The following is a 25,195-nucleotide window of genomic DNA, read 5'->3' as shown; positions in this document are numbered from 1 at the left end:
CGGATGGCCACGGGCGACTGCAGGGCCAGCAGGTCGCGGGCCGCCGACCGGGCGTTGGCGCGCAGGCGATGGTCCAGGTAGCGGCCGATCAGCAGCAGGAACAGCAGGGTGACCGCCGCGTCGAAATAGGCGTGCCGTCCGCCCAGGATGGTCTCGGAGAAGCTGACGATCAGGGTCAGGATCACCCCGATAGAGATCGGCACGTCCATATTGGCCTTGCCGCGCCGCAGCGACGCCCAGGCCGATCGGAAGAACGGGCGGCCCGCGAACAGGGCGCACGGGGTCGCGACGATGGCGGCCATCCAGTACATCACCGTTAGGGTCGAGGCGTTCAGCTCCTGGCCGAACAGCCCCGCCCAGGCCGGCACGGTGAACATCATCACATTGCCGGCCCCGAAGCCGGCCACGCCCAGGGCGACGGCCAACTCGCGTCCTTCGCGGTCCTGGGCGGCGGCGGCCTCGGTCGGGTCGAACAGGCAGGCGCGATAGCCCATCCCCTCGACCGCTTCCACCACCCGGTCGGGGTCGGTCGAGCTGGCGCCCAGATCAACCGCCAGCTTGCCCGTGGTCAGGTTCAGGCGCGCGCCCTCGACGCCGGGCACGGCGGCCACGGCCTTTTCGATCTTGCCGATGCAGGCGGCGCATCGGGCGCCGCTGACCAGCAGCTCCAGGCGGCCCTTGCCCGCCGCGTCACGGTGGACGAACGCCTCCAGGTCGCGCGGTATGGCCAGGCTCTGGCTCATCGAGCCACCAACCGGGTTTCGATCTCGAACTGATCCTGGGCGTTTCGCGCCGTGGCCCGCAGATCCCACGCGCCGTCCAGCTTGGCGCTGGCCTCGTACCAGCCGTCGCCGGTGGGCCGGAAGGCCAGAACCTGGCGCCCGATCTCGGTGGCGGGCCGCTCCAGCGTCCCGGTCAGCGACAGGGCGGACAGCGGCTGGCCGGTCTTGTCCTTCATCCGCAAGGCCACCACGCCCGGCCTGGGGACAGCCGCCTCGGCGGTCCAGCCCAGCGCCGCTTCCCGCTCGCGCAGGGCCAGGGTGCGGTTGAAGGCCAGCCCCGCCTCGTAGGGGTTGGAGGCGACCTGGCCGGAGAAGGTGCTGTAGGCTTTCACCATGAAGAACGCGTCCACCCCGACGACCAGGGTGAAGAACAGCACCACGCCGATCAGGACGTGCTTGCCGGTGATCTGTCCCTTGACGGACGGGGAGGCCGGTTGGGCGGGGAAGGGGGCGGCCATCACTGGTTCACGGCTCCGGAGAGGAAGACGGTCTTGGCTTGGGTCTCGATGTCGCCCGAGCGGACGACGAAGCGTCCTGGCAGGCTGGCCGGGCGCAGATCGTTCGGCGGCGCGGTGACGAACACCCGCACGGCCACCACCTGATCGGCGGGCACGACGACGCCGATGCTGGATCCCGCCGCCCGGCCGGGCTGGCTGAGGCGGACCCCTTCGATCCCCGAGAAGGCGATCTCGAAGGTTCGGTTGGCGAAGGTCCGATTGGCGATCTTCAGGGTGTAGCCGTTGCGCACCGCGCCATCGTGCATGCGGACGAAGACGGGGTTGCGGTCGCCGATGACATGAAGCTCGGCCTCGGGCCGGCCGATCAGGGCCCAAAGGGTCAGGGCCGAAACCAGGGCCAGGGCGAACGCATAGAAGACGGTGCGCGGGCGAACCAGCTTGTAGACCGCCTTCTGACCGTTGGCGCGCGCGGCGACGGCGTCGACGGAGTCATAGGCGATCAGCCCGGTCGGCCGCCCAAGCCGACCCAGGATGTCGTCGCAGGCGTCGACGCAGAGGCCGCAATTGATGCATTCCAACTGGCTGCCGTCGCGGATGTCGATGCCCATCGGGCACACGACCACGCACTGGTTGCAGTCGATGCAATCGCCTCGGCCCTCCCAGGATTGACCCTTCTTGTGCGCGCCTCGGGGTTCGCCGCGGTCGCGCAGATAGGCCACCTGCAGCGAGTGCTCGTCCAGCATGGCGCTCTGGATCCGCGGCCAGGGGCACATGTAGGTGCAGACCTGTTCGCGCATCCATCCGGCGAAGATGTAGGTGGTGGCCGTCAGCAGGGCGCAGGAGACGTAGGCCGTCATCGCGCCCTGACCGATCCAGAAGGTTCGGATCAGCGTCGGGGCGTCGTGGAAATAGAAGATCCAGGCGCCGCCGGTGCCGAAGGCGATGCCCAGCCAGGTCAGGTGCTTGCCGGTCTTGCGCCAGACCTTGTTGAACGACAGCGGTTGGGCGTCCAGCCGCATGCGGGCGTTGCGATCGCCCTCGAACGCACGCTCGACCACGATGTAGAGGTCGGTCCAGACGGTCTGGGGGCAGGTGTATCCGCACCACAGGCGGCCAAACAGCGCGCTGACCAGGAACAGGGCCAGGGCGCCCATAACCATCAGGCCGGTGAAGATGTAGACTTCCTGCGGCCACAGCTGGATGTCGAAAAAGTAGAAACGGCGGCCGGTGAAATCCACCAAGACCGCCTGTTGGGGTAGCTCGCCAGGGCGCGCCCATCGGATCCACGGCGTGATGTAATAGACCGCCAGGGTGGCGATCAGCATCGCCCATTTCACCGTTCGCCAGCGCCCGTGGACCAGCTTCGGATAGATCGGCTCGCGGGGCTTGTAGAGACCGCCCTTGGCGTCGCCCTTGGCCTTGGCCCGAGCGGCGGCCGAGACCGCCGTCGAGGTGAAGGATTTGGGGGGCGTGTTGTCGATGAGCGTGGGCATGGCCCCTATTGACCGCCCGCGTTCGCGTGGATGTAGACCGCCAGGGCCTTGATGGTCTCGGGGCTCAGCCGTCCTTGCCAGGTGGGCATCACACCGCCGTTGCCGGCGTAGATCTGGCCGCGGATCGCGACGCGGTCGGGCCCGTACAGCCAATCGCCGTCGGTGAGGTTGGGCGCCCCCAGCGCCGGGTTGCCGCGGCCTTCGACGCCATGACAGGCGACGCATTGCTCGGCGAACACCGGCGCGGCCCGCGCCACGGCCGCCGCGTCGGCCGGCCGGCCCGACAGCTTGACCACATATTCGGTCAGGTCGTCGATGGCGGCGGGCGCCAGCATCTCGTCGCGTCCGTAGGCCGGCATTTGCGACAAGCGGGCGTCCTGGTGTCCGGACCGGATGCCGACGGTGATCGTGTGCTGGATGTCCTCCAGCGAGCCGCCCCACAGCCAGACGTCGTCGCGCAGGTTCGGATAGCCCTTGCCGCCCGTGCCGCCCACGCCGTGGCAGGTGGCGCAGTTGTCGCCGAACACCGACTGGCCGACCTGCTGGGCGTAGGCCTGCAGCTTGGGGTCCTGTTCGATCTGCTCCAGGCTGACCTTGCGGATCATCTGCGCGCCCGCGCCGCGCTGGACGTCCAGCGCGTGAAGGTCGCTGGCGACATCCACCCGGTCGGAGTGCTTCAGCAGCCCCTTGGTGTAGCCATGCACGCCCGGCCAGGCGGGCATCAGGATCCAGTAGCCGATCGCAAAGGCGATGCAGCCGTACCAGACCCACAGCCACCAGCGCGGCAGGGGGGTGTCCAGTTCGCGGATGCCGTCCCACTCGTGGCCGGTGGTCTCGGTGCCGGTGACTTCGTCGGTTTCGCGTTCGGACGCCATCAGCGCAGCTCCTCGTCTTCCAGCGGCAAGCGCGCTGCGCGTTTGTATTCGGCGGCCTTCGACGGCCGGAGGGCGAAGCCCACGCCGACCAGGAAGATCAGCCCGAAATAGATCAGGCCGCCTTGTTGAGCGATGCGGGCGACGGTTTCGTAGGTCATGCCGCTACCTCTGGTTCTCGGGCGCTTGGGCCTTGTAGGAGTTGAAGTCGACCAGGGTGCCGAGCATCTGCAGATAGGCCACCAGGGCGTCCATCTCGGTGATCTTCTCCGGATCGCCGTCGAAGTCGCGATTGACCACCTTGGGTCCGTAGCGCGTGCGCAGGGCGACCGCATCGGTCGAGAACGGGTCGGCCTGGGCCTCCAGATCGGCCTTGGCGTTGGCCAGGTCGGCGTCGGTGTAGGGCACGCCGACCGTCTTCTGGGCCTTCATCTTGTCGACCAGGTCGCGGTAGTCGAGCTCGGCGTTCGACAGGAATTGGTAGGGCGGCATCACCGATTCCGGGACCACCGAGCGCGGGTCCTTCAGGTGGTCGCGATGCCAGGCGTCGGAGTATTTTCCGCCCACCCGCGCCAGGTCGGGCCCCGTACGCTTGGAGCCCCATTGGAAGGGGTGGTCGTACATGCTCTCGGCGGCCAGGCTGTAGTGGCCGTAGCGTTCGACCTCGTCGCGCAGGGGACGGATCATCTGCGAGTGGCAGAGATAGCAGCCCTCGCGGACGTAGATGTCGCGGCCTTCCAGCTCGAGCGGCGTGTAGCGCCGCATGCCGTCGACCTTCTCGATCGTGCCTTGCAACCAGAACAGGGGGGCGATCTCGACCAGGCCGCCGATCGAGACGACGATCAGGATGCCGATGATCAGCCACAGCGAGTGACGCTCGAACTTGGCGTGGTGTTTCCAAAGGGACATCGCGGGATCCTTAGGCGATCGCGGGAGCGGGCGCGGCCGAGACCGCGGGCTCGGCGGAGGTCGATTGGCTGACCGTGCGCCACAGATTGAAGATCATGATCAGAGCGCCGGCGAGGTACATCAGGCCGCCGACCATCCGGATGACGTTCTCGATGTGCTTGGCCGAGACCGTCTCGATGAAGCTCCAGGCCAGGAAGCCCTGGGGCGTGTACTCACGCCACATCAGACCTTCCATGATCCCCGACACCCACATCGCGGCGATGTAGAGAAGGATGCCGACGGTCGCGAGCCAGAAGTGCCACTCGATCAACTTGTTGGAATAGATGGCCGGCTTCTTCCAGAGCCACGGCACCAGGCAATAGACGGCCCCGAAGCTGATGAAGCCGACCCAGCCCAGCGCGCCGGAGTGCACGTGGCCGATGGTCCAGTCGGTGTAGTGGCTCAGCGCGTTGACCGCGCGGATCGACATCACCGGGCCTTCGAAGGTGCTCATGCCGTAGAAGGCGATGGCGACCACCATCATCCGCACGACCGGGTCGGTGCGCAGCTTGTCCCAGGCGCCCGACAGGGTCATCAGGCCGTTGATCATCCCGCCCCAGGACGGCATCCACAGCATGATCGAGAAGGTCATGCCCAGGGTCTGGGCCCACTGCGGCAGGGCCGTGTAGTGCAGGTGGTGGGGGCCCGCCCAGATGTAGATGAAGATCAGCGACCAGAAGTGCACGATCGACAGCCGATAGCTGTAGACCGGCCGCTCCACGCGCTTGGGCACGAAGTAGTACATCATGCCCAGGAAGCCGGCGGTCAGGAAGAAGCCGACGGCGTTGTGGCCGTACCACCACTGGACCAGGGCGTCCTGGACGCCCGAGAAGACGCCGTAGGACTTGTGGTTCAGCGGACCGACCGGGACGCCGGCGTTGTTGACCAGGTGCAGCAGGGCGATGGTGACGATGAAGGCCAGGTAGAACCAGTTGGCCACATAGATATGCGGCTCCTTGCGCTTCCAGATCGTGCCCAGGAACACCAGCAGATAGGTCACCCAGACCAGGGTCAGCCAGATGTCGACGTACCATTCGGGTTCGGCGTATTCGCGGCCCTGGGTGGCGCCGGCCAGATAGCCGGTGGCGGCCAGGACGATGAACAGCTGATAGCCCCAGAACACGAACCAGGGGGCGATGCCGCCGGCCAGCCGGGCCTTGCAGGTGCGCTGCACGACCCAGAACGAGGTGGCGATCAGGGCGTTGCCGCCGAACGCGAAGATCACCCCGGAGGTATGGACGGGCCGCAGCCGGCCGAAGTTCAGCCATCCGGCTTCAGGGAAATAGAAGATCCGGGGCCAGGACAGCTGGCAGGCGATCACCACCCCGACCAGCAGGCCCACGGCCGCCCAGAACATGGTGGCGATCACGCCGGCCTTGATCACGCCGTCGGCGTAGCGGTCGGGCTCGTCCACCAGGGTTCCCCCCGACAGCTTGCCCGTCAGCACGAAGGCGCTGAGCACCGCGGCCAGGGCGACGATCCAGGCGTGAAGCCGGAAGATCGGATCCTGCGTCAGTCCAGCCGCCATCACCGCGGCGCAGACGGCGATCACGGAGAACACAAGCAAACCCTTGGATCCCCCTGGAGGGCTCAAGTGCGAGTTTGCGGTCTGCGGCCCCTGGCCGATTAGGTCCGATGGCGTTGTCATGATTCCCCGGGTCGCTAGGACTGCCCGAGCTCAAATTGCGCACCTGACGCGGACCGGCTTTGATTTCCATCAAGGCGAGGTCGGGAAAATCTCCGATGGTGAGCTGATGCCTTCGACAGGAGTCGCGCCGTCGTGACGTTCACGCCTAAATTCTGGTCGCGTCTCGCGATCTTCGCCCTGATCGGCGCCGGGGTCAGCGCCCAGTTTGCCTGGCTGCACATGGTGTCGGTCTGGATGCTGGGCGAGATTTGCGGGCGCGGGCCGACGCTCCATTGCCCATGGTGCGAGGCGGCCGTCGGCTTCGCCGCGCTGGCCGCGATGTCGGCGCGCTACGGGACGCGGCATCTTGCCGCGGTGCGCCCGCGCATCGCCTGACGCGTCGCGCCCGACGCCGGCTAACGGCCAAGAAACCTAGTTTGAATAGAGCGTGGCGGCGGTGAGAGAGTCCGCCAAGCCAGCGCGACGCTGAACGCGCGGGGGCTGCTGATCGATCGGCGCGCCCACGCGACCCTGCCGGATGGGCGCAAGTCGGGGCTGGATGGCTTCCAGATCATCGCCGCGGAGCGGTTCTCGCAGATGGCCGACGACGTCGTGGTCGAGTGGCGTCGCAAGGGCTGGCTGGCCCTGGCTCACTTCCATCTGGCCTCGCTGGACCGCTTTTGCGCCCTGCTGGATCGGGCTGGCCGCGCGACCCGTGCGGCCACGGTCGCCAAACCGTCATCGGACCCTGGCAAAAACGCCAGCAAATCCGCTCCTCGCTTCACCAAGAAAGATTAGGTCATGGCGTTGCTTCCCCTTCGTGTTCTCGCGTTTGTTCTAGCCGCCGGCGTCGCGGCTCCGGCCCTGGCCCAGGCGCCCGCCCAGCCGCTGGGCGGCAATCTGGTCCCTGGCGTCTGCCTGCTGTCGCGCGAGGCGATCTTCGCCAACGCCAAGGTCGGTGTCGCCGCCTCGACCCGGCTGCAGCAACTGACCCAGGAAGCCCAGGCCGAGGTCGAGACCGACCGCAAGGCGCTGGACGTCGATCTGAAGGCCTATCAGGCCGAACAGGCCAAGCTGACCCCGGCCCAGCGCCAGGCCAAGGAGCAGGCCCTGGCGCCGCGCGTCCAGGCCATGCAGACCAAGGCCCAGCAGCGCTCGCGCGAGATCGAGGCCACCCGTGAAAAGGCCCTCGACCAAATCTCCACCGCCGCCCAGCCGGTGATCGCCCAGGCCTACAAGGCCAAGAGCTGCGGCCTGCTGGTCGACCGGGCCGGCGTCCTGGGCGGCAACCTGAGCAACGACCTGACCCCGGACGTGGTCAAGGGCCTGGACGCCACGATGAGCACGATCAGCTTCAACCGCGAGACCCTGCCGGCCGCCCCCCGCTGATCGAACGAACGGGCGGGCCGCCGGTGAACAGCCAGCGGTCCGCCGTCTCTCTCGCAAACCGATTTGAAGGACGTGGTCGTGCGCAGACTTCTGGCCGCTCTCGCCGCGATCGTCGGCGTCTTGCCCTCGGCGTCCCCCGCGGCGACGGCGCTGTCGCCGCAGGCGGCCCCGGCCTCCTGGGTCGCCTATGCCGGCCTCGTCAACCAGACGATCATCGATCAGCTTGGCGGGTCGGATCCGGCGGCCGTGCGGCTGCGGAACTATCTCGATCAACTTCCCCATCCGATGGCCGACAGCCGCGCGCAGCTGCCGATCCGGGTCTGGATCGATGGCCAGGGCGTGATCAACAAGGTCGATTTCACGCCCTTCGCGCACCCCGAGCCCAACGCCGACCTGCGAGCCTTGTTGCTCGGCCAGCGTCTGGCCAAGGCGCCGCCCCGCGACATGTTGCTGCCGCTCCGCCTGTCGATCGGCCTCGAACCGGCGCCCGCGACCGAGGCGCCATCGCCTGGAAGGTCGCCTGGAGGCGCAGTCTCGCGAACGTCCGGATTTCGGTGAGGCCTTCGGCCGAGGACGGGTCCTCCTGTCGGCCGACGATCGCCAGATCGAAAGTCTGGACGAAGTCATTGCCTTCACCCTAGACGCCCAGGCGCTCGCCAGGAGCGGCGGAGTGATCTGGTCGAACGCAAGCCGCCGCGCCGGGTTCATCGCGGCCACAAGGCGCTGCGACGCCGCCCCAAGCGCTGTGGGACTACATGTTGGCCGCGCCGGGGGGCGAGCGGTCGTCTTCCGGATTGTGTCCAAAGCGCACCCGAAAGGCGCGCCGGAAGTTTCCAAGATGGCCAAAACCGCAATAGCCGGCGGCCACCGAGGCCGTCAGGGTGGGGTCCTTGACCAGGGCGTCATGGGCCGCGCGCAGGCGCAGATCGACCAGGGCGGAGTAGACCGATCCGCTGCGGATCATGCGGAAGGCCTGGCGCAGATGAGCCGGGGTGACGCCGAACTGTGCGGCCAGCTGCTGTTCGTCGATCCGACGGGGCAGGGCGCTCAGCACCGCGTTTTCCGCCTTCTCGACCAAGGAGAGCGCCGCGTGGCGTCGATCCGCGGCCCGGCTTTGCGATGACGCCGCGCCTTCGGGCAGGGCGTCGGCGGACTGTGCGATGTTCGGGCCGTCGTACTCTTCGTGCATTGAACTCGCCCGACGTCGCTGAACTCGATCGCGTCTGCGCGCGCCGAGGCGGGCGAGACGGAAATGGCGGGATGACCGGATGCGAGCGCCCGATATCCCTCGACCTCAGACAAGCGAGGCTGTCGGGGCGCGACACGCGCGACGATGAAATTTTTGCGTCAACATCGGATTCCCGGGCTCGCCCTATGCGGGAGCGTACTTTCGCGGCGCCATTAAAAGTTCACGCGAAACGGTGTCGCGAAGCGCCGGCGCCGACTGTCTTCCTCATGACGCTGAACGGGGCGTTGAAGGAGGAAGCCTCATGACCCAGCGCAGGCATCTTCGCTCCATTCAGATCCGCGCCGTGCGGAGGCCCGTCCGTTGAGTTTGGCGAGAACCGCCCAGGTCGCGCAGGCCGAGCGCGCCGGCGAGTCCGATGATCTGCGCGACGGTCTGGCCAGTTTGGCGCGCCGCCACGGCTTCGCTGGCGCGATCTACATGCATGTCGGGCATCGCCTGCCTGCCGCCGGAGGGGAGTCGCCATCGCGTTCTGAGCCCAGGCTGCTGGCCGCGACCCATGGCTTCGACGAAGGGGCCTATCGCCGCCGCGGCTATCTGGATCTCGATCCGCTGGTCGACCGTGCGGCGACGGCGTTCACGCCATTTGGATGGACCCTCGCCCAGGTCGCGAGCGACGTCGCCGCGCGTCCGGTGGTGAGGGCCTTCGAAGCCTGGGGCGTGCGCTCGGGCGTCATCGCGCCGGTTCAGGACTATGCGGCTGGGCCGGCCTTCGTGAACCTCTTCGGTCCCGAGCCCTTTCTGGCCGCGACGTCCGAGGCCGGCGGCGACGATCCGCGCTTGGCGGCGTTGCTGCTGGGCGCGGCGCGGTTGCACGGCGTGGCGCGCGAAACGCCCGACGTCCGCGTTCTGGGGCTAAGCCGTCGCGAGATCCAGGTCCTTCGTCTGGCCGCCCTGGGGCGCACCGAGCAGGAGACCGCGGAGGCGCTCACGCTCAGCCGGCGCGGCGTCCAGTTCCATCTAGCGCGCGTGGGCGAGAAGCTTGACGCGCCCAACAAGACAGCCGCGGTAGCGCGAGCGGTCAGTGCTGGGGTCATTACGCTGTAACTAGAGGTTATAGCTAATAAAAATTCAAATTTCAACCTAATCTATATATCCACATTTGTAGTGGATGGCATTTTGCGTTTCGAATTCAGATTTTGTTACTTTGTTGTCGCTTTATTGACATCATTACTGTGATGAAACATTCAACTAACGATTGTTGACCCTCAGGTATGCTCTGAACATTATTCAACTGTCGCGAGTTTTGGGGGCTGGAATCTTCAAGGGTCGCGAGCTTCAACCTCCCTCGTCAGTCGAGGAAGGCGCTAACACACTGCGTTCGGAAAACGAAGACGACGGAGCAACCCCGCTCCGGCGTCGATGACTTGAGCCTGGTTTCAATCACACCACGGACAAAAGGATCATCCCATGTCTAAGCTGAAACTCCGCGCCCTCCTGGGCGTGAGCATTCTCGCCGCCAGCGCGGCCCTGGCCGCCAGCGCCAGCGCCGGCGAAATCTATGGCGGCGGCTCCTCGCTGATCGCCCCCTACTGGCGCCAACTCGGCGACTGCTACGGCACCGACGAGCAGACCTTCGCCTCGGGCACCACGCCGGTGCTGGAAGTCGTCGTTTCGTCGGTCTGCGGCAGCCCCCTGACCAGCGACACCGTCGGCTACATCTCGACCGGTTCGGGCACGGGCCTGACCTCCATCGGCACGCACAACCCCTCCTCGCTGGGCGACACCTTCGACAACGCCGCGACCAGCGCCGACGACACGACGGTGAACCTGTTCCCGCGTGTCAGCTACGCCCTGTCGGAAAACGCGCTGACCGCCGCCAACGTCAACGCCTACAACAACGGCGGCTCGTTCGGCAGCGCCACGGTCCCCACCGGCGGCATCGACCAGATCTACGGCAAGGTCGTGCAGTTCCCGGTCGCCGTGGCCCCCGTCGCCATCGCCTTCGACCCGGTCTACAAGAAGACGGCCGACGCCACCGGCGCCGTGACCAGCTACTCGCTCCAGTTCGGCACGGCCAGCGGCAAGCTGGAACTGAGCCGCGAAGCCTACTGCAAGATCTTCAACGGCGAGATCACCGACTGGAACGATCCGATCCTGTCCGCCCTGGGCGTCAGCGGCGACCCGACCGACCCCGCCGCTTTCACCGCGCCGATCACCCTGGCCGGCCGTCGTGACAGCTCGGGCACCAGCGGCCTGTTCACCCGCCACCTGGCGTCGATCTGCGGTCCGCTGGCCACCACCAACCGCTACAACGATGGCGGCTCCACGCTGCTTTCGGCCCTGACCGCGGCGGGCAAGATTGCTCTTATCGACGCCGATAACAACGGTGTCGCCGACTTCGTCTACAACAAGGCGCTGGGCAATCGCACCGTCCTGGGAACGCCGGGCTTCTACGTCGTGGCCGATGGCAGCGACGGCGTGGCCAAGTACCTCGCCTTCTCCGAGAATCCCGCGGCCAACGCCACGCTCACCCAGGCGCGCGTCGGCTATGTCGGCAACGACTATACCCTGCCGGGCTCGGCCAACAGCGGCTTCAACTTCAACCTGCAAGCCGCCGTGCTGGAGAACAAGAACGCCGTCTACTTCGAACCGACCCCTGACAACGCCACCCTGGCGTTCTCGGCCTCGGCGCCGCCGGCCCTGGCCGACCGCGCCGATCCGACGAAATGGGCTCAACCGGCGACCAAGGCCGCGCCGCTGGCCGATCCCGATGACGGCTATCCGATCATCGGCACGGTCAACTGGGTCAGCTACAGCTGCTACGCCAACGCCAGTGACGTGGCGGTGATCACCAACTCGGGTTCGGGCATCCTGGATCTGCTGAACGACCCGCTGGTCGCCGACCCCAGCACCGGCATCCTGCCGCGTGTGGGCCTGGCCGCGATCCCGAGCGACTGGTTCTCGGCGATCAGCGAGACCTTCCTGGATCAGACGGATCCGCAAGGCCTGGGCCTGACCATCAGCCCGGTCGGCGGCAGCGCCACCAACGCCGCCTGCTCGTCGCTCGCCGGCGCCTAAAACCTACTTCCCTGCCAACTTGGAGGCCCCGGCTCACGCCGGGGCCTTTTCTTGTGGCCTTGGACGTATCAGGCGCCGGCCAGCAACGCCGCGATCGCCTGCTTGCGGGCGTCGAAGGCGGCTTGTTCGACGGGGGAAAGCTGGGGGGAGGGCGGTCGGGCGGCGGCGGGATCGATGGTCTGGGCGTCGTGCAGGACCTCGAAATGCAGGTGAGGTCCGGTGGAGAGACCAGAATTGCCGGTGAGGGCGATCACCTGACCCTGGCGCACCTGATCGCCAGGCGACACCCGCCAGGCGGAGAGGTGGGCGTAGACGGTTTCCCAGCCGTCCGCATGCCGCAGGCGAAGGCGCTTGCCATGGTCGCCGGCCCAATCCGTGCGCTCCACCACGCCGTCGGCGGCGGCCAGAACCGGCGTGCCGACCGGGGCGCCGAAATCGACGCCCTTGTGCAGCCGAGTATAGCCCAGCAGCGGGTGACGGCGCGGTCCGAAGATCGAGGTGATCCGGGGGCGTTCGAGCGGGGTGCGCAGCAGGCCGCGCCCGAGATCCGCGCCCTCGGCGTCGACGAAACGGTCCGCATCGGGAGCGAGGCGATAGAGCTGAACGCGGCCGCCCCGCGCGTCGAGCTCCACATAGTCCAGCGCGGGGAGGGGCGAGGACCGGACGACCAGGCGGACCGTGTCGCCCAGGGCGAGATCGCGGGTCAGGTCTAGACGATGGCCGAGCAGCCGCAGGGCCTGGGCGACGATCCTGGGATCGGCGGCGGCCTCGCCATAGAGCACCGATTCCATGGGGCCGGAGATCACGCGCGCGGGCGTGGGTTCGGACGTTCGCGCGTCATCTGGCAAGGTCGCGTCGGCCTCGAGCGCGGTGACGAAACCGGCCAGGTCGGCTTCGGGCTGGATCGCTTTGGCCACCTGTGTGGAGGCGGCGACGCGTGCGGCAGCGCCCCCCCCGATCACTGCCGCGACGAGGGCCAATCCTGCGCCGCCCAGGACGATGGCGCGGTCTGGTCGCATGCCTTCGCCTCCAAAATCCTTTCCGTGTCTTCAGCCTAGACGTGAACCGCGACCGCCTGACGACGGCCGCGGCTCGCGCCTGGGCCAGGCTCAGGGCGCCTCCCCGAAGCCCAGCACCTCGACGGTGATGATGGAGCGGTCGTCTCGCGGTCGGGCCGTCGCCGCCTGCTGCGCCAGCTTGGTGGCGGCGTTGGAGGCGGCGGCGGTGTCGGCGCCAACCGTGGGGGCCGCCGTGGTGTTCGGCACGCCGATGGTCGCGCCTTGGACGCTGAAGTTGTCGGCGTTGGACACCGACAGAGCGGCGACGAACAGGTTGCCGGCCACCCGCACCCCGGCGTCGCCGGCGTCCACCGTGCCGCGCGGCGCTATCAGATAGACATTGGGCGCGGTGACGCCCGGCGCCGGCTGGAAGGCGGCGATGCCGGCCCCGGTGACCGAACTGGCCTGGTCGAGCGTGGCGTAGCCGTTGGTGTCGATCTTCACGCGAACCGGCGGAAAGCTCGACGAGGTCTTCGGACCCTGGCCGGCGTTCAGGTCGCCGTTCGAGGACCACATGGCGATGTCGCCGCCCTGTTCCGTGAACAACCGGCTCTGGTTGAGCACGAAGTCGCCGTCGGTGAAGGCCGAGATCTTGCCGCCGCGCAGGGTGAGGACGCCTTCGAAGCCGGCGGGGATCTCGGTGATGGCTTGGGCCACGGAAGGCGCGCTGATGGCGCCATAGAGCGCTCCACCAATGAAGTTGCGCCGCGCGGCCTGCTGGGCGGTGGCGACCGTCGAACCGGCCAGCACGTCGCCGCCCGGACCCAGGATGCTGATGTCGCCGCCTCGCGCGGTCTGGATGGTGGCCAGCCGCAGGTCGAGATCGCCGGTTCGCACCCGGCTGTTCGCGCCGTTGGAGCCCCCGGTCAGATCGTTGGCGGTGTAGCCGAGGCTGGCGGGGAACAGGGTGTTCACCGCCGCGTAGCCGCGCGAATATTTCAGGTAAGACGGACCCGGGATCGAGGTCTGGGTGAGCTCGTTGAAATAGACCTGCAGCAGGAAGATCCGTTGCTGCAGGTCGGGCAGGGCGGCGAAGGCCTGATAGGCCTGGGCGTAGTCGACCTCCACGTTTCCGGAAGTGGTCCCCAGGGCGTCGGCGTGATCCGCGCGCATCCAGTCGATCAACGCCTGGGCGTACGGCGGTTGGGTTCCGCCGCCGTTCGCCGCGGGCTTCAGATAGGTTTCGCGCAGCGCCGCATAGTCGGAGCCCTTGCCGACTCCGAACGCCGTGACGATGCTGGCGCCCTGGTCGCCCAGCCAGGGATTCCAGTCGGATCCCACCGTCATCACGCCGCCGCCATAGGTGGTCAGCACCGAGCCGTTGGGCGTGAGGTAAAGCTCGACGGCCGAGGTGAGGAAGGGACCCAGATCACGACCCGCCTCCAGGAACAGGTGGCCCGGACCACCCAGGACGAAGGTGTTGCCGTTCAGCGTGGGCAGCAGACCGTTCGAAATCGTGCCGCCCGCGCCGTCGGAGACGAAACCCTGCCGCAGGGTGGTGGTGGCGGTGATGTCGCGACCGGCGGTGATGCGGGTGATGTCGGTCGGCGACAGGTTCTGGCCGAAGAACATCATGTCGACGATGTCGCGCCCGGCGCTGACCCGGGTCGCCTTGGCGCTGGACAGGGTCAGGGCTTCGATGTCGCCGTCGGCATAGATGCGGTTGGGCGTGGTGTCGCCCAGATGCGGAACGCTCTCGGCATGCAGCTTGTACCGGTTGGCCAGGCTGGTGTCCGGCAGGACGGCGGGGAAGACGAACGCCAGGCCGCGAGTCACGGTGAGGCCATCGTTGATGTAGCTGGTGAACGCGCCCGGCGTCAGGCCGGGATCATTGTCCAGCATGGCCAGGGCCGTTCGGTTGATGTCGCCGCCGGCGGCCAAGGTCAGGGTTCCGCGAGCGCTGGGGTAAAGCAGGGCGGCGAACGGATTGTTGTCCGGCGGCGCGATGGAAAGATCGCCGTTCAAGGCGACGGCCGTGAACGAGGCGGGATACGCCGCAATTCTGGCGCTGCTGGTGTTGGAGGCGCCGCCATTGGTGATGACGTCGTCGGTGTTGTTGAGATTGGTCGCGGCGTTTTCGATCCGCAGCGCGCCGCCCGTCAGCAGTGAAACGCCGCTATCGCCGCTGTAGAAGCCGATACGGTTGATGTCGCCGACACCGAGGGCGGCGACGCCCTGGAGGGTGGTGTCGCCGCGGGCGCTGACGTCGATCTGGGCGTCCGTCAGGCGCAGGCGCAGCGTGTTGGCGCGGGTCGAGGACGGCGTCGTACGCTGGGTCAGTCCGGCCGCGAGGATGTCGCCGCCCACCACGATGTCGCCATCGCCGCGGCCGATGTCGATCCGGCCGCCCAGCAGGTCGCCGCCCGCGCGCAGCGCCACGTCGCCGCCGCCGAAGGTCATCAGGGCCTTGCCGGTGCGTCCGCCGACGTCGGCCGTCGTCACGCTGGTGTCGGCGACCAGGGAGATGTCGGACACGTCGTTGCCGGCCGAGACGCGGATGTCGCCGCCGCCCAAGGCTCCCAGGCCTTCGGTGAACAACTTGTTGTTGATGCGGATATCGGTGATCGGGCCCACGGCGCCGACCCGCCAGGGCTGGGTGGCGCCGCCCACGAAGGTCAGGCCCGTCGCGTTGGTCGTGGCGCGCATGGCGCCGTAGGGGTCGCGACGGCCCAGCAGGTCGGCGCCGGCGGTCACCGTTATGTCGCCGCCGCCGTCGGCATAGACGACCTCGGCCTGGAGCCCGCCCGCCACGCCACGGTTGGCAACGGACGCCGCCCCGCTGCCATAGAGATAGTCGGTCTTGCGCGCGATCGGCGCGGAATAGGCCGATGGATCCAGCGTGATCAAGTCACCGGTGTCCGGATCGGCCACGGTGATCGGCTTGGGGTCCACGCGGTGGCCGGCGGTGTAGACCGCCGCGCCGCCCATCTGGTAGCCGTTGGCTGCGGTTCCCACCAAGCCCGTGCTGGCGTTGCGATAGACCACGCTCGCGCCGTTGCGCAGATCGACATTGCCCGCGGCGGCCAGGCCGATCGAGCCGGCGCCGGTCCGCAGCAGCGCGGCGGTCGGCACGGTGACGGAGGCGGCGTTGGTCGAGGTCTGGGCCGGATAGCCGCTCTTCAGCGTCGCCCAGTTCGCCGCGACCAACTGCCAGAAGCCCGCGGCGATGCCGAGCGTGGTGGCGATCTGGGTGCGAGCCCCGACAGCGCCCGTCAGAACGTAGCTGCTGGCCGGCTGGCCGGCGAAATAGCTGGTGATGTAGCTTTGCAGAGCGGTCCGGAAGGCGGCCGGCGCGCTGCCGAGGCTGATGACGGTGTAGGATTCCGTCGTCAGACCGGGATTGGCGGCGAGCTGCGCCGCCAGCCATTGACTGGCGGGCACGAGCCGGGAATCCGAGGTTTTGAGCAGAAGGGTGTTGGAATAGGTCGCCGTCCCGGCCGCGCCATCGGCGTAGGTGTAGGACCCCCGACCGTCCATGATCAGGTTGGCGTTGACGCCCGCCTGCAGTCGCGTCGGGTCGGCGCTGAAGGCCCCGCCGGCGTCCCGCGCCGCGCCCGCCGTCAACTGCAGCGAAGACGAGGCCATGGGGCGCGGACCTGTCCCGGTGTCGATCAGCGGGAACAGATCGGCGCTGGCGATCGGATCTCCGGCGCCGCCGGTTCCCGAGCCGAGCGCCGCCGCCGTGTTCGCGGCCGCCCGGTAAGGCGCGGGGTTGTCCAGCGTCACGAAGTTCACCAGGGTCGCGGGGAGGGCGAAATTGATGCGCTGGGTGGGAACCGGTCCGACGTTCGTGAAATTGGGGACCTGGCAGGTCCCGGTGCAGGTGGCCGCCAAGAAGCCGTTATAGACCCGGCTGCCTTCGCCGATCGCGATGCTCAGGAAGGCCGGGTCGGTCTGGTCGCCGAAGGTGAAGAAGCCGTCGGTGATGCTGCCCCTCAGGGTCAGGTCGCCGCCCGCCCGGACGGTCAGGCCGGGCGCCTCGCCGTCCGCGCGACCATCGACGCGATAGGTCATGTCGGTGAAGTCGGAGAGCAGTCGACCTTCCGAGCCGGCCTTGACGTAGAAGGCGCCGGCGATCTGCGGATGGGCGGCCATCAGTCCGGCCGACACCGCGCCGGCGACGTTCACGGTCCCCGCGCCCAGGTTCCAGTTGGACGCCAGGACGATGGAGCCGGAGTAGTCGAGCTCGATCCCGGGACGGGCGTGGAAGTTCCCCAGGCCAGCCAGGCCGCCGAGGTCGCCGTACGACGCCGAGACGTCGAAGTTGCGTACGAAATAGGGGACGGTCCCGGGGGCGATGCTGGCCAAGAAGTTCGTGCCGGCCGTGCGAAGATCCAGGGTGGCGACGTTGTTCGTGATCGTCACGCCGGTCATGCCGCTGGAAGCGACCTGGCCGAGGTCATACGCCTTGAAGCCTTCCAGCACGATGCTGTCGGCGCCGTTGATCGTTCCAGCGAAACGGACGTCGACGGTCTGCGCGCCGTCGGGGCCCAGAGCGGGCGCGCGCAGGATCACCTCGCCGCCGCGGTCGGCGTCGACGAGCCGATAATTGGTGACTCCGTTTTCGCGGGTCCTGACCAGTCGTGCTTGGTCGTGCGCCGCGCCGACGTCGATGATCGCGCCGGACTGCACGTCGATGTCGCCGGCGCCGGAGGTCCCGAGCAGGACCAAACCGCCTTCGGCCACGCGGGTGGCCGAGACGTCGTAACCCGTGGCGCGGGCCAGGATCGTCGATCCGCCGCGCAGGGTGACGCCGTCGGCGCCCGTCAACCGCACCGCGCCGCCATTGACGCCGGAGACGTCGATCTTGCCGCCGATGTCCACGCGACCGCCGTCCGCGACGAGCGTGAGATTGCCGGCCTTCAGCGTCTGGCCGGCGGCCAGCGTCAGGTCGCCCGTCCCGGTTTGCACCGCGATGTCGCCGGTGAAGCCGCCAGCGATCGTCTGGAAGGTCGACAGATCGAAGGCGCCCGCCTCGTTGAGGGCGAAGCCGCCGCCGCCGCCGGGCGCGGTGAAGTCCAGCGCCCCATTGAAGCGAACCGCGCCACGGGCCGCGTTCAACACCAGGTCGCCGGCCTCGCCCGCGCCGCCGCCGACCGACAGGGTCGAGCCCGAGGCGAGGTCGACGTCACCGCTGACCGAGGTCAGGGTCAGGGTCCCGCCCGGAGCGGACACCTGGTAGGGATCGGCGGCGTCTCCGAAGGTCTTGGCGTAGCCCGGCGTCGACAGCACGGCGCCCGCGCCGACGGTCAGCGCGCCGTTCGCGACGAGCTTCAAGGACCCGGAGGTCGCGCGCAGGGTCGAGCCGGTCACGGTGAGCGTGTCGCCCGCGATGGTCAGGGCCGAGCCAGCGACGCCTTCGGGCAAGGCCGACGGGCTTCCAGCGCCGCTGATCGTCACGGCGCCAGTGGTGGTGAGCGACAGCGCGGGCACGACCGCCGCGACGCCAGCGCGCGGCTTGGCCGCGCGATCGGCGATCAGCGGCGTCTGGATGCTCAGCGGCGCGGCGCCGGCGTCCAGCGATCCTTTGCCCTCATAGAAGAGCCCGGTCGTCGCGACCAAGGTCAAGCCCTGTCCGGCGCCGTAGAGGCGCAGATCGCCTGAGCCGAACGCCAGGGTCTTGGCTTGGAGCGCGATTTCACCCGCGCCACAGGCCAGCGGCCCCGAGATCGTGCAGGCCGCCGCCTGGGCCTGGCTGTTGGTCAGGACCAGGCTGTCGGCCTTGACCGAGACCGCGCCCACGCCCCCGGCGACCGCAATGCCGCTGGCGTTGAAGACGGCGTCGCCGAATTGGTATTCGCCGGCGCTGAAATCGATCACCGAAGGCGTGCGCAGGGTGAGAGTCCGGGCGGCGCCAAGGCTGGCGAGCAGGCTGGACGAGACGACCAAGCCGCCCTGGCCGTTGAAGGTGTCGGTAAAGTGGATCTCGGCGGCGTTCAGCGTGAGATCGTCCGCCGCAATGAGGGCGCCGGGGTCGATCGCGAAGTCGCCGTTCGACTCCAGCAGCACCGATCCGGCGGAGAGCGTCGCGGCGCCCAGGTCCAGAAGAGCCTTGGGCTGCGCGGCGACGACGTTGGTTCGCGAGACCGCCCGCTGAGGGCCGTTCGAGACGCGCAATACGGCGCCTTGGGCGCTCTGGGTTAGGGCGCTCGCGCCGTTGATGACGTAGTCGCCGGTGCGGGTGTCGGAGGTGACGCCGCGGGCCGTGATCGCCGCGCCGTTCTCCACGATCAAGGCGCCGGTGCTGGCGGCGGTCCACCGATCGACCGCCAGCAGGATATCGGGCGCGGCGAGGGGGTGGGCCGCGTCGTTGCTGACGCGGATTTCTCGCGCGGTGACCCGCAGGTTGGTGGTCCCGTCGGCGAGGTCGGTGCGCAAGCCGCCGATCATCAGGCTTTCGACGTTCAGCGACGACAACTGATCGGCGTCGAGCTGAACGACGCCCGCGATGGGTGCGCCGACGTCCGAGACGATCGCGATGCGCTCGCCGGTGATGTCGGCCTGGGCGCCGCGGCCGCCCTTCGCCGGCGCGGTGCGGAACGCGCCTTGCAGGACCAGGCTGCTGGTCGGCGCGAAGGTGAGGCGTGCGGCGTCGAGAGGCAGGCGAGGCGCCGCCGTTCCATTCCGCAGGGCCTGGTCGGCGAAGCTGGTGTTGGCCGAGGTGAGCGCCAGGTTGGAATAGGATCGGATCACCGATTGATCCTGAATGTTGAACACCCGCAGCCGTGAATCCTCGGCGCCGCCGAGACCGCCGTACCGACCCGCCACCGACAGGCTTCCATCGCGGTGACGGAAGGAGGAGCCAGGAACGACCGTCGCCGCGTCGGTGTTCTCGACCACGCGAACGCCGCCGGGCAGCATCGCGTATTGAGCGGGCAACAGGGTGTACCAACCAGCCGCCAGGCCCGGCGCGGCGTCCAGATAGACGCGTCGGCCCGCGCCGGACGGCTCCTGGAGCGCGCCGTAGTTGGCCGAGTAGATCGGATCGTAGGCGGCGAGCTGAGCGTTCGAGAGGCCCGGCACGACGGCGTAGACCTGACGATGATCAGCATACTGATAGCCGTCGTTGCCGCTGAACGCGTCGGGGTTGAATTGGCTGAGGACGTCGCGCGATCCACCTGGCCCAGGTATGAATTCGTAGGCGTAGACGTCGCCGCCGCCGCTGAGGTCGATCGTGGCGCCGACTTCGGTCGTGATGGCGTTTCCGGCCATGTTCAGCACGCCCGTCGGCGGGCCGGTCAGCGGTGTCGCCGTGGTCGGGGTGAAATAGTATTCCCGTTGGTCCGTGGTCACGCCGTACGGGATCGACAGGCCCTCGGCCGAAACCGAGGTGACGCTTCCGTCCGCCAGGACGAGCGAGGTCGTGGCCGGCGCGAACGGGCTCGGCGCGGCCTGGGTCCCCAGGTTCAACGTGCCGAGGGGCGCGCGCAGGACGCCGCCCTGCACGATATTGGCCGCCTGGATGTTGAGGGTGCTGCCGGCCGAGTAGGGCGCGGTCGGGGTCTGAGCGGAGCTGCGCCCGATCGCGATCTGTCCGTTGACGCCCGCCGAACTGACGGTGAAGGTCGATCCTGTGGTGGCGTAGACTTGGCTGGCCACGATCGACAGGTCGCCGTTGACCGCCAGTTGGCCGACCAGGCTGGGGCTCGGCGGGGTCCCTCCGAGATCAAAGCGGGTCTGGTAGGGGGTAACGCCGGTAAGGCGCAGGTCGTTGACGACATTGAAGGTGGTTTTCGCCACCGAACGGTCGAAGAGCACGGCGCCGCTGACGTCCATGGCCTGGGCGTCGAAGGTGATCTGACCGCTGCCCGCAACGCCGGTTAGCGGGGTGTTCAATGTCTGGAAATCACCGGCCAGCGAGATATAGGGCGCGCTGATCCTCAGCGCGCCGCCGGCCCCGAGCGTGGGCGACAAGCTCTGGCGGACGCTCGCGCTGCTGAGATCCACGCGTCCGTCCCAGGGCTTGGAGGTCAGGTAAAAGGCCGAGCCGAGCTTCAGGGAGACGTCCGGATCCGCGCTGTTCAACGAGCCCCGCACGACAAGGGTGTCGAAGCCGCTGGCCTCGATGCGGCTCGCCGCCAGGGTGTTGCGAACCGGCGACGTCGAGGGGGCGGCGGTCAAGACGAGATCGGGCATGACCAGCATGCCGCCGGCGGCTTGAGCCGCGCCGCCGCGGGCCAGGATCGTCGCGTCGCCGAACGTGCCGCCCGCGCCGAGGACCAGGGAGCCGCCCGCGCTCCATTGGGCGGCCGGCGCGTAGAGGCCGCCGTCGCCGGGCTGGTCGAAGATGTCGTTGGCCCCGGAGAGATCGAGGGTCGCGCCGGACGCGGCCTTGAAGTCCAGTCCGAGGCGATTTTCGAGGCTGCTCGGGTAGGCCCCTCCGCCCGAGTAGACGGAGTTGGTGAACGGCGAGACGTCCGAGGCCATGTTGCCGCTGCCGGGGCGAGCGACGGCGGTCGTTAGGGATCCACCCGCGACGACGCGGCCCGTCACCACCTGTCGACCGTCCCGGGTCAGGGCCTGGGCGTAGGGATTGCGGATGCTGGTTCCGGAAAGATCGGTGACGCTGCCCGGATCAAGCTGAACGCCGACATCCGCATCCAACTCGCCCAACAGATAGAACATGCCGGTCGCGGCCAGCTGTGCGTTGGTTTGGGCGGGTTTGGCGACCGACATGGCCGTCGGATCGATCACGCCGTCCGGGCCCGTGCTGAACAGGTCCGACAGGCTGCGGCCTGAAACCACGGCGTTTCTCGTGTAGAACTCCGGCAGGGCGGCCGTTTGCACCACCGAGCCGCCGGCCAGGCGTATCAGACCCTGGTTCAAGATCCTGGAAGCGCCGATCGACGACCCGGCCGCCCCGAGGACCTGTCCGCCCTGAGCCACCTTCAACTCGACCAAGCCGCTGAACGAGAGGTTGACCGCCAACTGGTCCCAGGCTTCAGGCTGGATCGTGGGCTGGAGGATGTCCGAGATGCGTCCGCCGCTTTCGAGAGCTCGCAGCGCCCCGACCTGGCCTGCGTCGAGGCGCGAGGCGTATCGTGACTGACTGAGATTCAGAACCTGGCCGTCACCGATCGTGAGCGTCTGGGTGGCGAGCACGGCGTTGTAGCCGCCCAAGCCGTTGTCGAAGGTGTTCGGCGTCAGCGAGGTTCCGTACGACTTGATCTCGTAGTTGGCGAACCCGGCCTTGGAGAAGAAATCGAGAGCCAGGCGCGTGCCGACGGGCGCCTCGCCTTCGCCCAGCTCGATCTTGGGCGTGGTCAGGCTGAACGTGCCGCCGCCGCCGAAGCCGTTCCCGCGGATCGCGCCTTCGCCGATCGCCACCCTGGCCACGGCTTGGGCCGGATTGATCGCGACGTTGGATCCCCCGCCGCGAACGCCGGTCACGCCGCCGCTGACGGGGGTGTTGGTGCCGTTGACGCCGATCTGGAAGTAGGTGGTCTCGTTGATCAGGCTGACATCGCCGCCCTTGGCGGTGAGGTTCAAGGTTCCGTCTGGCGCGACGTAACCCCCGCTCGACACATCGATCAGCGTGTTGGGCCCGTTCAGCAGAATGCTGCCGCTGATATCGATGTTTTCGCTCGGCGCACTAGGATTGGTGGTGGATGCGTTGTCGGGGCCGACAAGCATGCGCGGCGCGCTCTTCAGTCGGATCGAGCCGCCGTCGATATGGGCGGAACCTTGCAGCGCGCCGGGCTTGGCGCCGAAGTCGTTCACCCACAATCCGGCCGTCGACAGCGTTCCGTTGACGATGAGATCGTAGTCGCCCGGACCCGCGGGGCCCGTGGGCGCGAAAAGGGAGCCCTGGCTGGCGATCGTTTCGAGACTGAGACGGCCCGAGGCGGCGGTGATCGATCCGTCGACGCGAAGGGTTCGGCCCGCAACGGCCTCGAAGATGCCGCCGGGGCTCAGAACCAGGTCGGCGCCCTCCTCGACCGTCAGCGCGCCGGACGTGCTCAGGGACAACTGGCCCAGCCCCATGTGGGAAAGGGTGTCGGCGCCGAGCAGCAGCGCCTTGTGGTCTTCCAGCGGAAGCACGGAATCGGCGGGGCGCGCGGGCGTGATGAGGAGGCCGTCAGCGCCGATCGAAACAGACTGGCCAAAGTTCAGGCCGTCGCCAAGGACGGGGGCTTCGCCCGCCACGATGCGGATGTCGCCGCCGCCGCTGATGCTCTGTGATGTGGTCCCATCGCGCAAGAGACTCAGCGCCTGGATCTTCAGCAAACCGCCGACGGGGAGTTGCGACGCCGCGCCCTGCAGGGCCCGATGGTCGCCGTAGACTGTCGGCTTGCCGTTTCCAATCTGGGCGGTCTGTTTCTGGGCTTCGCCGGGGAAGGCGTCCGCGTAGATCGTTCCTTCGAGCAGAGGCTGGGAGGACTTGATGGTCAGGGAGCCGGCGTCGCGGCCTTCGCTATAGCCGGCGGCGTAGCGGGCGCTGGTCAGCAGCGGATTGGCGAAGGTCCGCACGAGGCCGAAGCGCGGCTGGCTTTCGATGAAGCCGCTGTAGAGGCCGATATAGACATTGTCCGGATCGGCCTCGCCGACATCGACGACGGCGCCGGTGATGTCGACCAGCTTGCTCGTGCGGACCATTCCGGCCTGGTAGCTCACCCAACCGCCGCTGATGTCGATCTGGGCGCCGCGCTTGACGATCACGTCGGGGGCGGTGGACAGGCCCGAGGCTTGAGCCTTGCCGACGACGCCCAACGAGACATTCCCACCCTTGGTCATCAGTTCGGACGCCGTGACGCCGACCTGCTCGGCGTAGCTGGCGGCCGAGACCAGGGGGGAGCCAATCCAGGCGGCCCCGTCCGAGCGGACACCCGAAAGGCGTGGGTCCAGATAGAGCGTCGCACCGTTGAGAAAGCTGTCCCGGTATCCTGGGCTGTCAGCCAGTTCATTGCCCTTGACGGGCGAGATCTTGATGCTGTTGCGCGAGGCTGCGATCTGGACATCCTTGAGGCCGGAGACGTCGATCACCGCGTTACTGTCGACAAAGACCCGAGATCCGCTCGTCGAGAAGATCGCTTCCGTGGAAATCTGCGTCGTCTCTCCGGGCGCCGCGCCGATCTCGACATTGGCGCTGGGGGCGTAGATCAGGCTGTTGGAGGCGATCTCGATACTGGAGCGTTCATCGCCGATCTTGATCTTCGAGGTCTTGAAATCGCTCAGGGACTTGAAATCTCGCGGGATCGACCCCTGGTCCTCGGGCGTGATCGCGATCACGCCGCCTGTCGCGAGCTGGACCGATTTTCCGTCAAGCTGCACGAAGCCGTTGCGCGAGACGCTGGTTGTGGCGGTGATGATGCCGGAATTGATCGCCGCGCCGCCGAATGGCGCGGTGACCGAAGCGTAGCCCTCGGCGGAATGAATGATCCCCTTGTTCTCGGCGTAGTCCAAGGCCGCGTCAGGTTGGGTCGTGCCGAAGCCGGTGGGTCCCTGCGCCTGGGGATCGACCGACAGGCCGCGGATGTTCGGATCTATCGAATCGGGCGCGCCGCTGGACGCCGCGAGAAAAAGGTTCGATCCGGCGACCAGACTGACTTGGCCCTGGTTGCTGCTGATCAGGCCCGCATTGCTGACCTTGGGTCCCGCAAGGATGACATAGCCGCCCTTGTCGCTGATGATCTGTGCACCGGCCTCCACCTGTATCAGATCGTTCAACAGCGGATCGGAGGTTGGCGGGTTGGCCAGGGGCGACCGTGAGAAGGCGGGGTGGGGGGAGTCGGTGCTCACCCGTTCGACGCCGAACAGGCCGAAGGTCAGGAACTCGTCGTTGCGGTCGGCGATCGATAGCGTCTGAGTGACGCTGTTGACGTCCCGTGTCGCGCGCCCGATCTCCAGGGTCGAGGCCAGAAGCGAGCCGGTGTTCACCTGGGCGCCGGCGCCGAAGATGACGCCGTTCTGGTTGATGACCAGGACCGTGCCGGGGGCCTTGATCGCGCCGAGGACGCGGCTGGGGGCGGGCGCGTCGGCGCTGCTCCGCAGGCCGGTGGACGGATCCAGCCGGCCGACCACGCGGTTGACGACGATCCAGTCCCGTTGCGCGGCGCCGTTGATGCTCTGATCGAAGTTCAGCGTGGTGTTGCGGCCGACATTGAACGTCTCCCACGACAGGATCGCCCGGCTTTCGGTCTGCTTGACGTCGACCAGGATCGAGCCGTCGGCGTTCGTCGTCTGGGTGGGCAGATTGGCGCCCTTCCAGAGATTGAGGCCGGCGCCGCTGTCGAAGGCGTTGGGATTGGCCACCGGGGCCAGGCCGCCGGCGCCCAGGCCGTTGGGCACGCCCGCCGCCGTG

16 protein-coding genes are annotated in these 25,195 nt (G+C 68.0%); 6 read left to right on the top strand and 10 right to left on the bottom strand.

From position 1 onward, the window contains the following. From WAL33_RS17115 to ccoN, 7 genes are all read right to left on the bottom strand, one after another. On the bottom strand, nucleotides 1–743 hold a 743-nt coding region (locus WAL33_RS17115), incomplete at its 3' end, for a cation transporter (RefSeq protein ID WP_422182727.1). Then, nucleotides 740–1,240 (bottom strand): FixH family protein, encoded by a 501-nt coding sequence (locus WAL33_RS17110; protein WP_422182726.1) that lies wholly within the window; start codon nucleotides 1,238–1,240, stop codon nucleotides 740–742. The genes WAL33_RS17110 and WAL33_RS17115, both read right to left, overlap by 4 nt. Further along, nucleotides 1,240–2,733, bottom strand: coding sequence for a cytochrome c oxidase accessory protein CcoG (gene ccoG / locus WAL33_RS17105; protein ID WP_422182725.1), 1,494 nt, complete (start codon nucleotides 2,731–2,733; stop codon nucleotides 1,240–1,242). Before ccoG ends, WAL33_RS17110 begins: the two co-directional genes overlap by 1 nt. 5 nt (nucleotides 2,734–2,738) lie before the next feature. After that, nucleotides 2,739–3,608, bottom strand: coding sequence for a cytochrome-c oxidase, cbb3-type subunit III (gene ccoP, locus WAL33_RS17100; protein ID WP_422182724.1), 870 nt, complete (start codon nucleotides 3,606–3,608; stop codon nucleotides 2,739–2,741). Beyond that, nucleotides 3,608–3,766 (bottom strand): cbb3-type cytochrome c oxidase subunit 3, encoded by a 159-nt coding sequence (locus tag WAL33_RS17095; protein WP_422182723.1) that lies wholly within the window; start codon nucleotides 3,764–3,766, stop codon nucleotides 3,608–3,610. The genes ccoP and WAL33_RS17095 overlap by 1 nt, the downstream gene beginning before the upstream one ends. Before the next feature lie 4 nt (nucleotides 3,767–3,770). After that, nucleotides 3,771–4,514, bottom strand: a complete 744-nt coding sequence (gene ccoO / locus WAL33_RS17090) for a cytochrome-c oxidase, cbb3-type subunit II (protein ID WP_422182722.1) — start codon at nucleotides 4,512–4,514, stop codon at nucleotides 3,771–3,773. A gap of 10 nt (nucleotides 4,515–4,524) precedes the next feature. Continuing rightward, nucleotides 4,525–6,201, bottom strand: a complete 1,677-nt coding sequence (gene ccoN / locus WAL33_RS17085) for a cytochrome-c oxidase, cbb3-type subunit I (protein ID WP_422182721.1) — start codon at nucleotides 6,199–6,201, stop codon at nucleotides 4,525–4,527. Nucleotides 6,202–6,333: 132 nt separating this feature from the next. On the opposite strand from ccoN, the gene WAL33_RS17080 reads away from it, so the two are divergent. The 4 genes from WAL33_RS17080 to WAL33_RS17065 all read left to right on the top strand — a co-directional run bounded on the left by WAL33_RS17080 (nucleotide 6,334) and on the right by WAL33_RS17065 (nucleotide 8,127). After that, on the top strand, nucleotides 6,334–6,576 hold the full coding sequence (locus tag WAL33_RS17080) for a hypothetical protein (RefSeq protein ID WP_422182720.1): 243 nt from the start codon (nucleotides 6,334–6,336) through the stop codon (nucleotides 6,574–6,576). Between the two features lie 45 nt (nucleotides 6,577–6,621). Then, a complete protein-coding gene (locus tag WAL33_RS17075) occupies nucleotides 6,622–6,978 on the top strand; it encodes a SapC family protein (protein ID WP_422182728.1) in 357 nt (118 codons plus the stop codon). Between the two features lie 3 nt (nucleotides 6,979–6,981). Next, entirely contained in the window at nucleotides 6,982–7,569 is a 588-nt protein-coding gene (locus WAL33_RS17070) for an OmpH family outer membrane protein (RefSeq protein ID WP_422182719.1), read from the top strand. A gap of 78 nt (nucleotides 7,570–7,647) precedes the next feature. Continuing rightward, a complete protein-coding gene (locus tag WAL33_RS17065; protein WP_422182718.1) occupies nucleotides 7,648–8,127 on the top strand; it encodes a hypothetical protein in 480 nt (159 codons plus the stop codon). Between the two features lie 193 nt (nucleotides 8,128–8,320). Here the strand turns inward: WAL33_RS17065 and WAL33_RS17060 are convergent, their stop codons facing one another. Beyond that, nucleotides 8,321–8,758 (bottom strand): helix-turn-helix domain-containing protein, encoded by a 438-nt coding sequence (locus tag WAL33_RS17060; protein ID WP_422182717.1) that lies wholly within the window; start codon nucleotides 8,756–8,758, stop codon nucleotides 8,321–8,323. A 360-nt stretch (nucleotides 8,759–9,118) separates the two neighbouring features. Between WAL33_RS17060 and WAL33_RS17055 the strand changes: the two genes are divergently transcribed. Further along, nucleotides 9,119–9,862, top strand: coding sequence for an autoinducer binding domain-containing protein (locus tag WAL33_RS17055; protein WP_422182716.1), 744 nt, complete (start codon nucleotides 9,119–9,121; stop codon nucleotides 9,860–9,862). A 363-nt stretch (nucleotides 9,863–10,225) separates the two neighbouring features. Next, nucleotides 10,226–11,836, top strand: coding sequence for a substrate-binding domain-containing protein (locus WAL33_RS17050; protein WP_422182715.1), 1,611 nt, complete (start codon nucleotides 10,226–10,228; stop codon nucleotides 11,834–11,836). Between the two features lie 68 nt (nucleotides 11,837–11,904). On the opposite strand, the gene WAL33_RS17045 is transcribed toward WAL33_RS17050, so the two are convergent. Both WAL33_RS17045 and WAL33_RS17040 read right to left on the bottom strand, forming a co-directional pair. Next, nucleotides 11,905–12,855, bottom strand: a complete 951-nt coding sequence (locus tag WAL33_RS17045) for a M23 family metallopeptidase (RefSeq protein WP_422182714.1) — start codon at nucleotides 12,853–12,855, stop codon at nucleotides 11,905–11,907. Nucleotides 12,856–12,945: 90 nt separating this feature from the next. Further along, nucleotides 12,946–25,182 (bottom strand): filamentous haemagglutinin family protein, encoded by a 12,237-nt coding sequence (locus WAL33_RS17040; RefSeq protein ID WP_422182713.1) that lies wholly within the window; start codon nucleotides 25,180–25,182, stop codon nucleotides 12,946–12,948. Nucleotides 25,183–25,195: the final 13 nt, after the last annotated feature.

It is taken from the genome of Caulobacter sp. (assembly GCF_049283275.1).
Lineage (GTDB): Bacteria > Pseudomonadota > Alphaproteobacteria > Caulobacterales > Caulobacteraceae > Caulobacter.
This window is presented reverse-complemented; position numbering and strand designations above follow the sequence as displayed.

What these genes read in the sequence shown, in the direction of transcription:
- WAL33_RS17050 (WP_422182715.1), top strand. Translation starts at nt 10,226, where the DNA reads ATGTCTAAGCTGAAACTCCGCGCCCTCCTGGGCGTGAGCATTCTCGCC.
- ccoG (WP_422182725.1), bottom strand. Translation starts at nt 2,733, where the DNA reads ATGCCCACGCTCATCGACAACACGCCCCCCAAATCCTTCACCTCGACG.
- ccoP (WP_422182724.1), bottom strand. Translation starts at nt 3,608, where the DNA reads ATGGCGTCCGAACGCGAAACCGACGAAGTCACCGGCACCGAGACCACC.
- WAL33_RS17095 (WP_422182723.1), bottom strand. Translation starts at nt 3,766, where the DNA reads ATGACCTACGAAACCGTCGCCCGCATCGCTCAACAAGGCGGCCTGATC.
- ccoO (WP_422182722.1), bottom strand. Translation starts at nt 4,514, where the DNA reads ATGTCCCTTTGGAAACACCACGCCAAGTTCGAGCGTCACTCGCTGTGG.
- WAL33_RS17045 (WP_422182714.1), bottom strand. Translation starts at nt 12,855, where the DNA reads ATGCGACCAGACCGCGCCATCGTCCTGGGCGGCGCAGGATTGGCCCTC.
- WAL33_RS17070 (WP_422182719.1), top strand. Translation starts at nt 6,982, where the DNA reads ATGGCGTTGCTTCCCCTTCGTGTTCTCGCGTTTGTTCTAGCCGCCGGC.
- WAL33_RS17110 (WP_422182726.1), bottom strand. Translation starts at nt 1,240, where the DNA reads ATGGCCGCCCCCTTCCCCGCCCAACCGGCCTCCCCGTCCGTCAAGGGA.
- WAL33_RS17060 (WP_422182717.1), bottom strand. Translation starts at nt 8,758, where the DNA reads ATGCACGAAGAGTACGACGGCCCGAACATCGCACAGTCCGCCGACGCC.
- ccoN (WP_422182721.1), bottom strand. Translation starts at nt 6,201, where the DNA reads ATGACAACGCCATCGGACCTAATCGGCCAGGGGCCGCAGACCGCAAAC.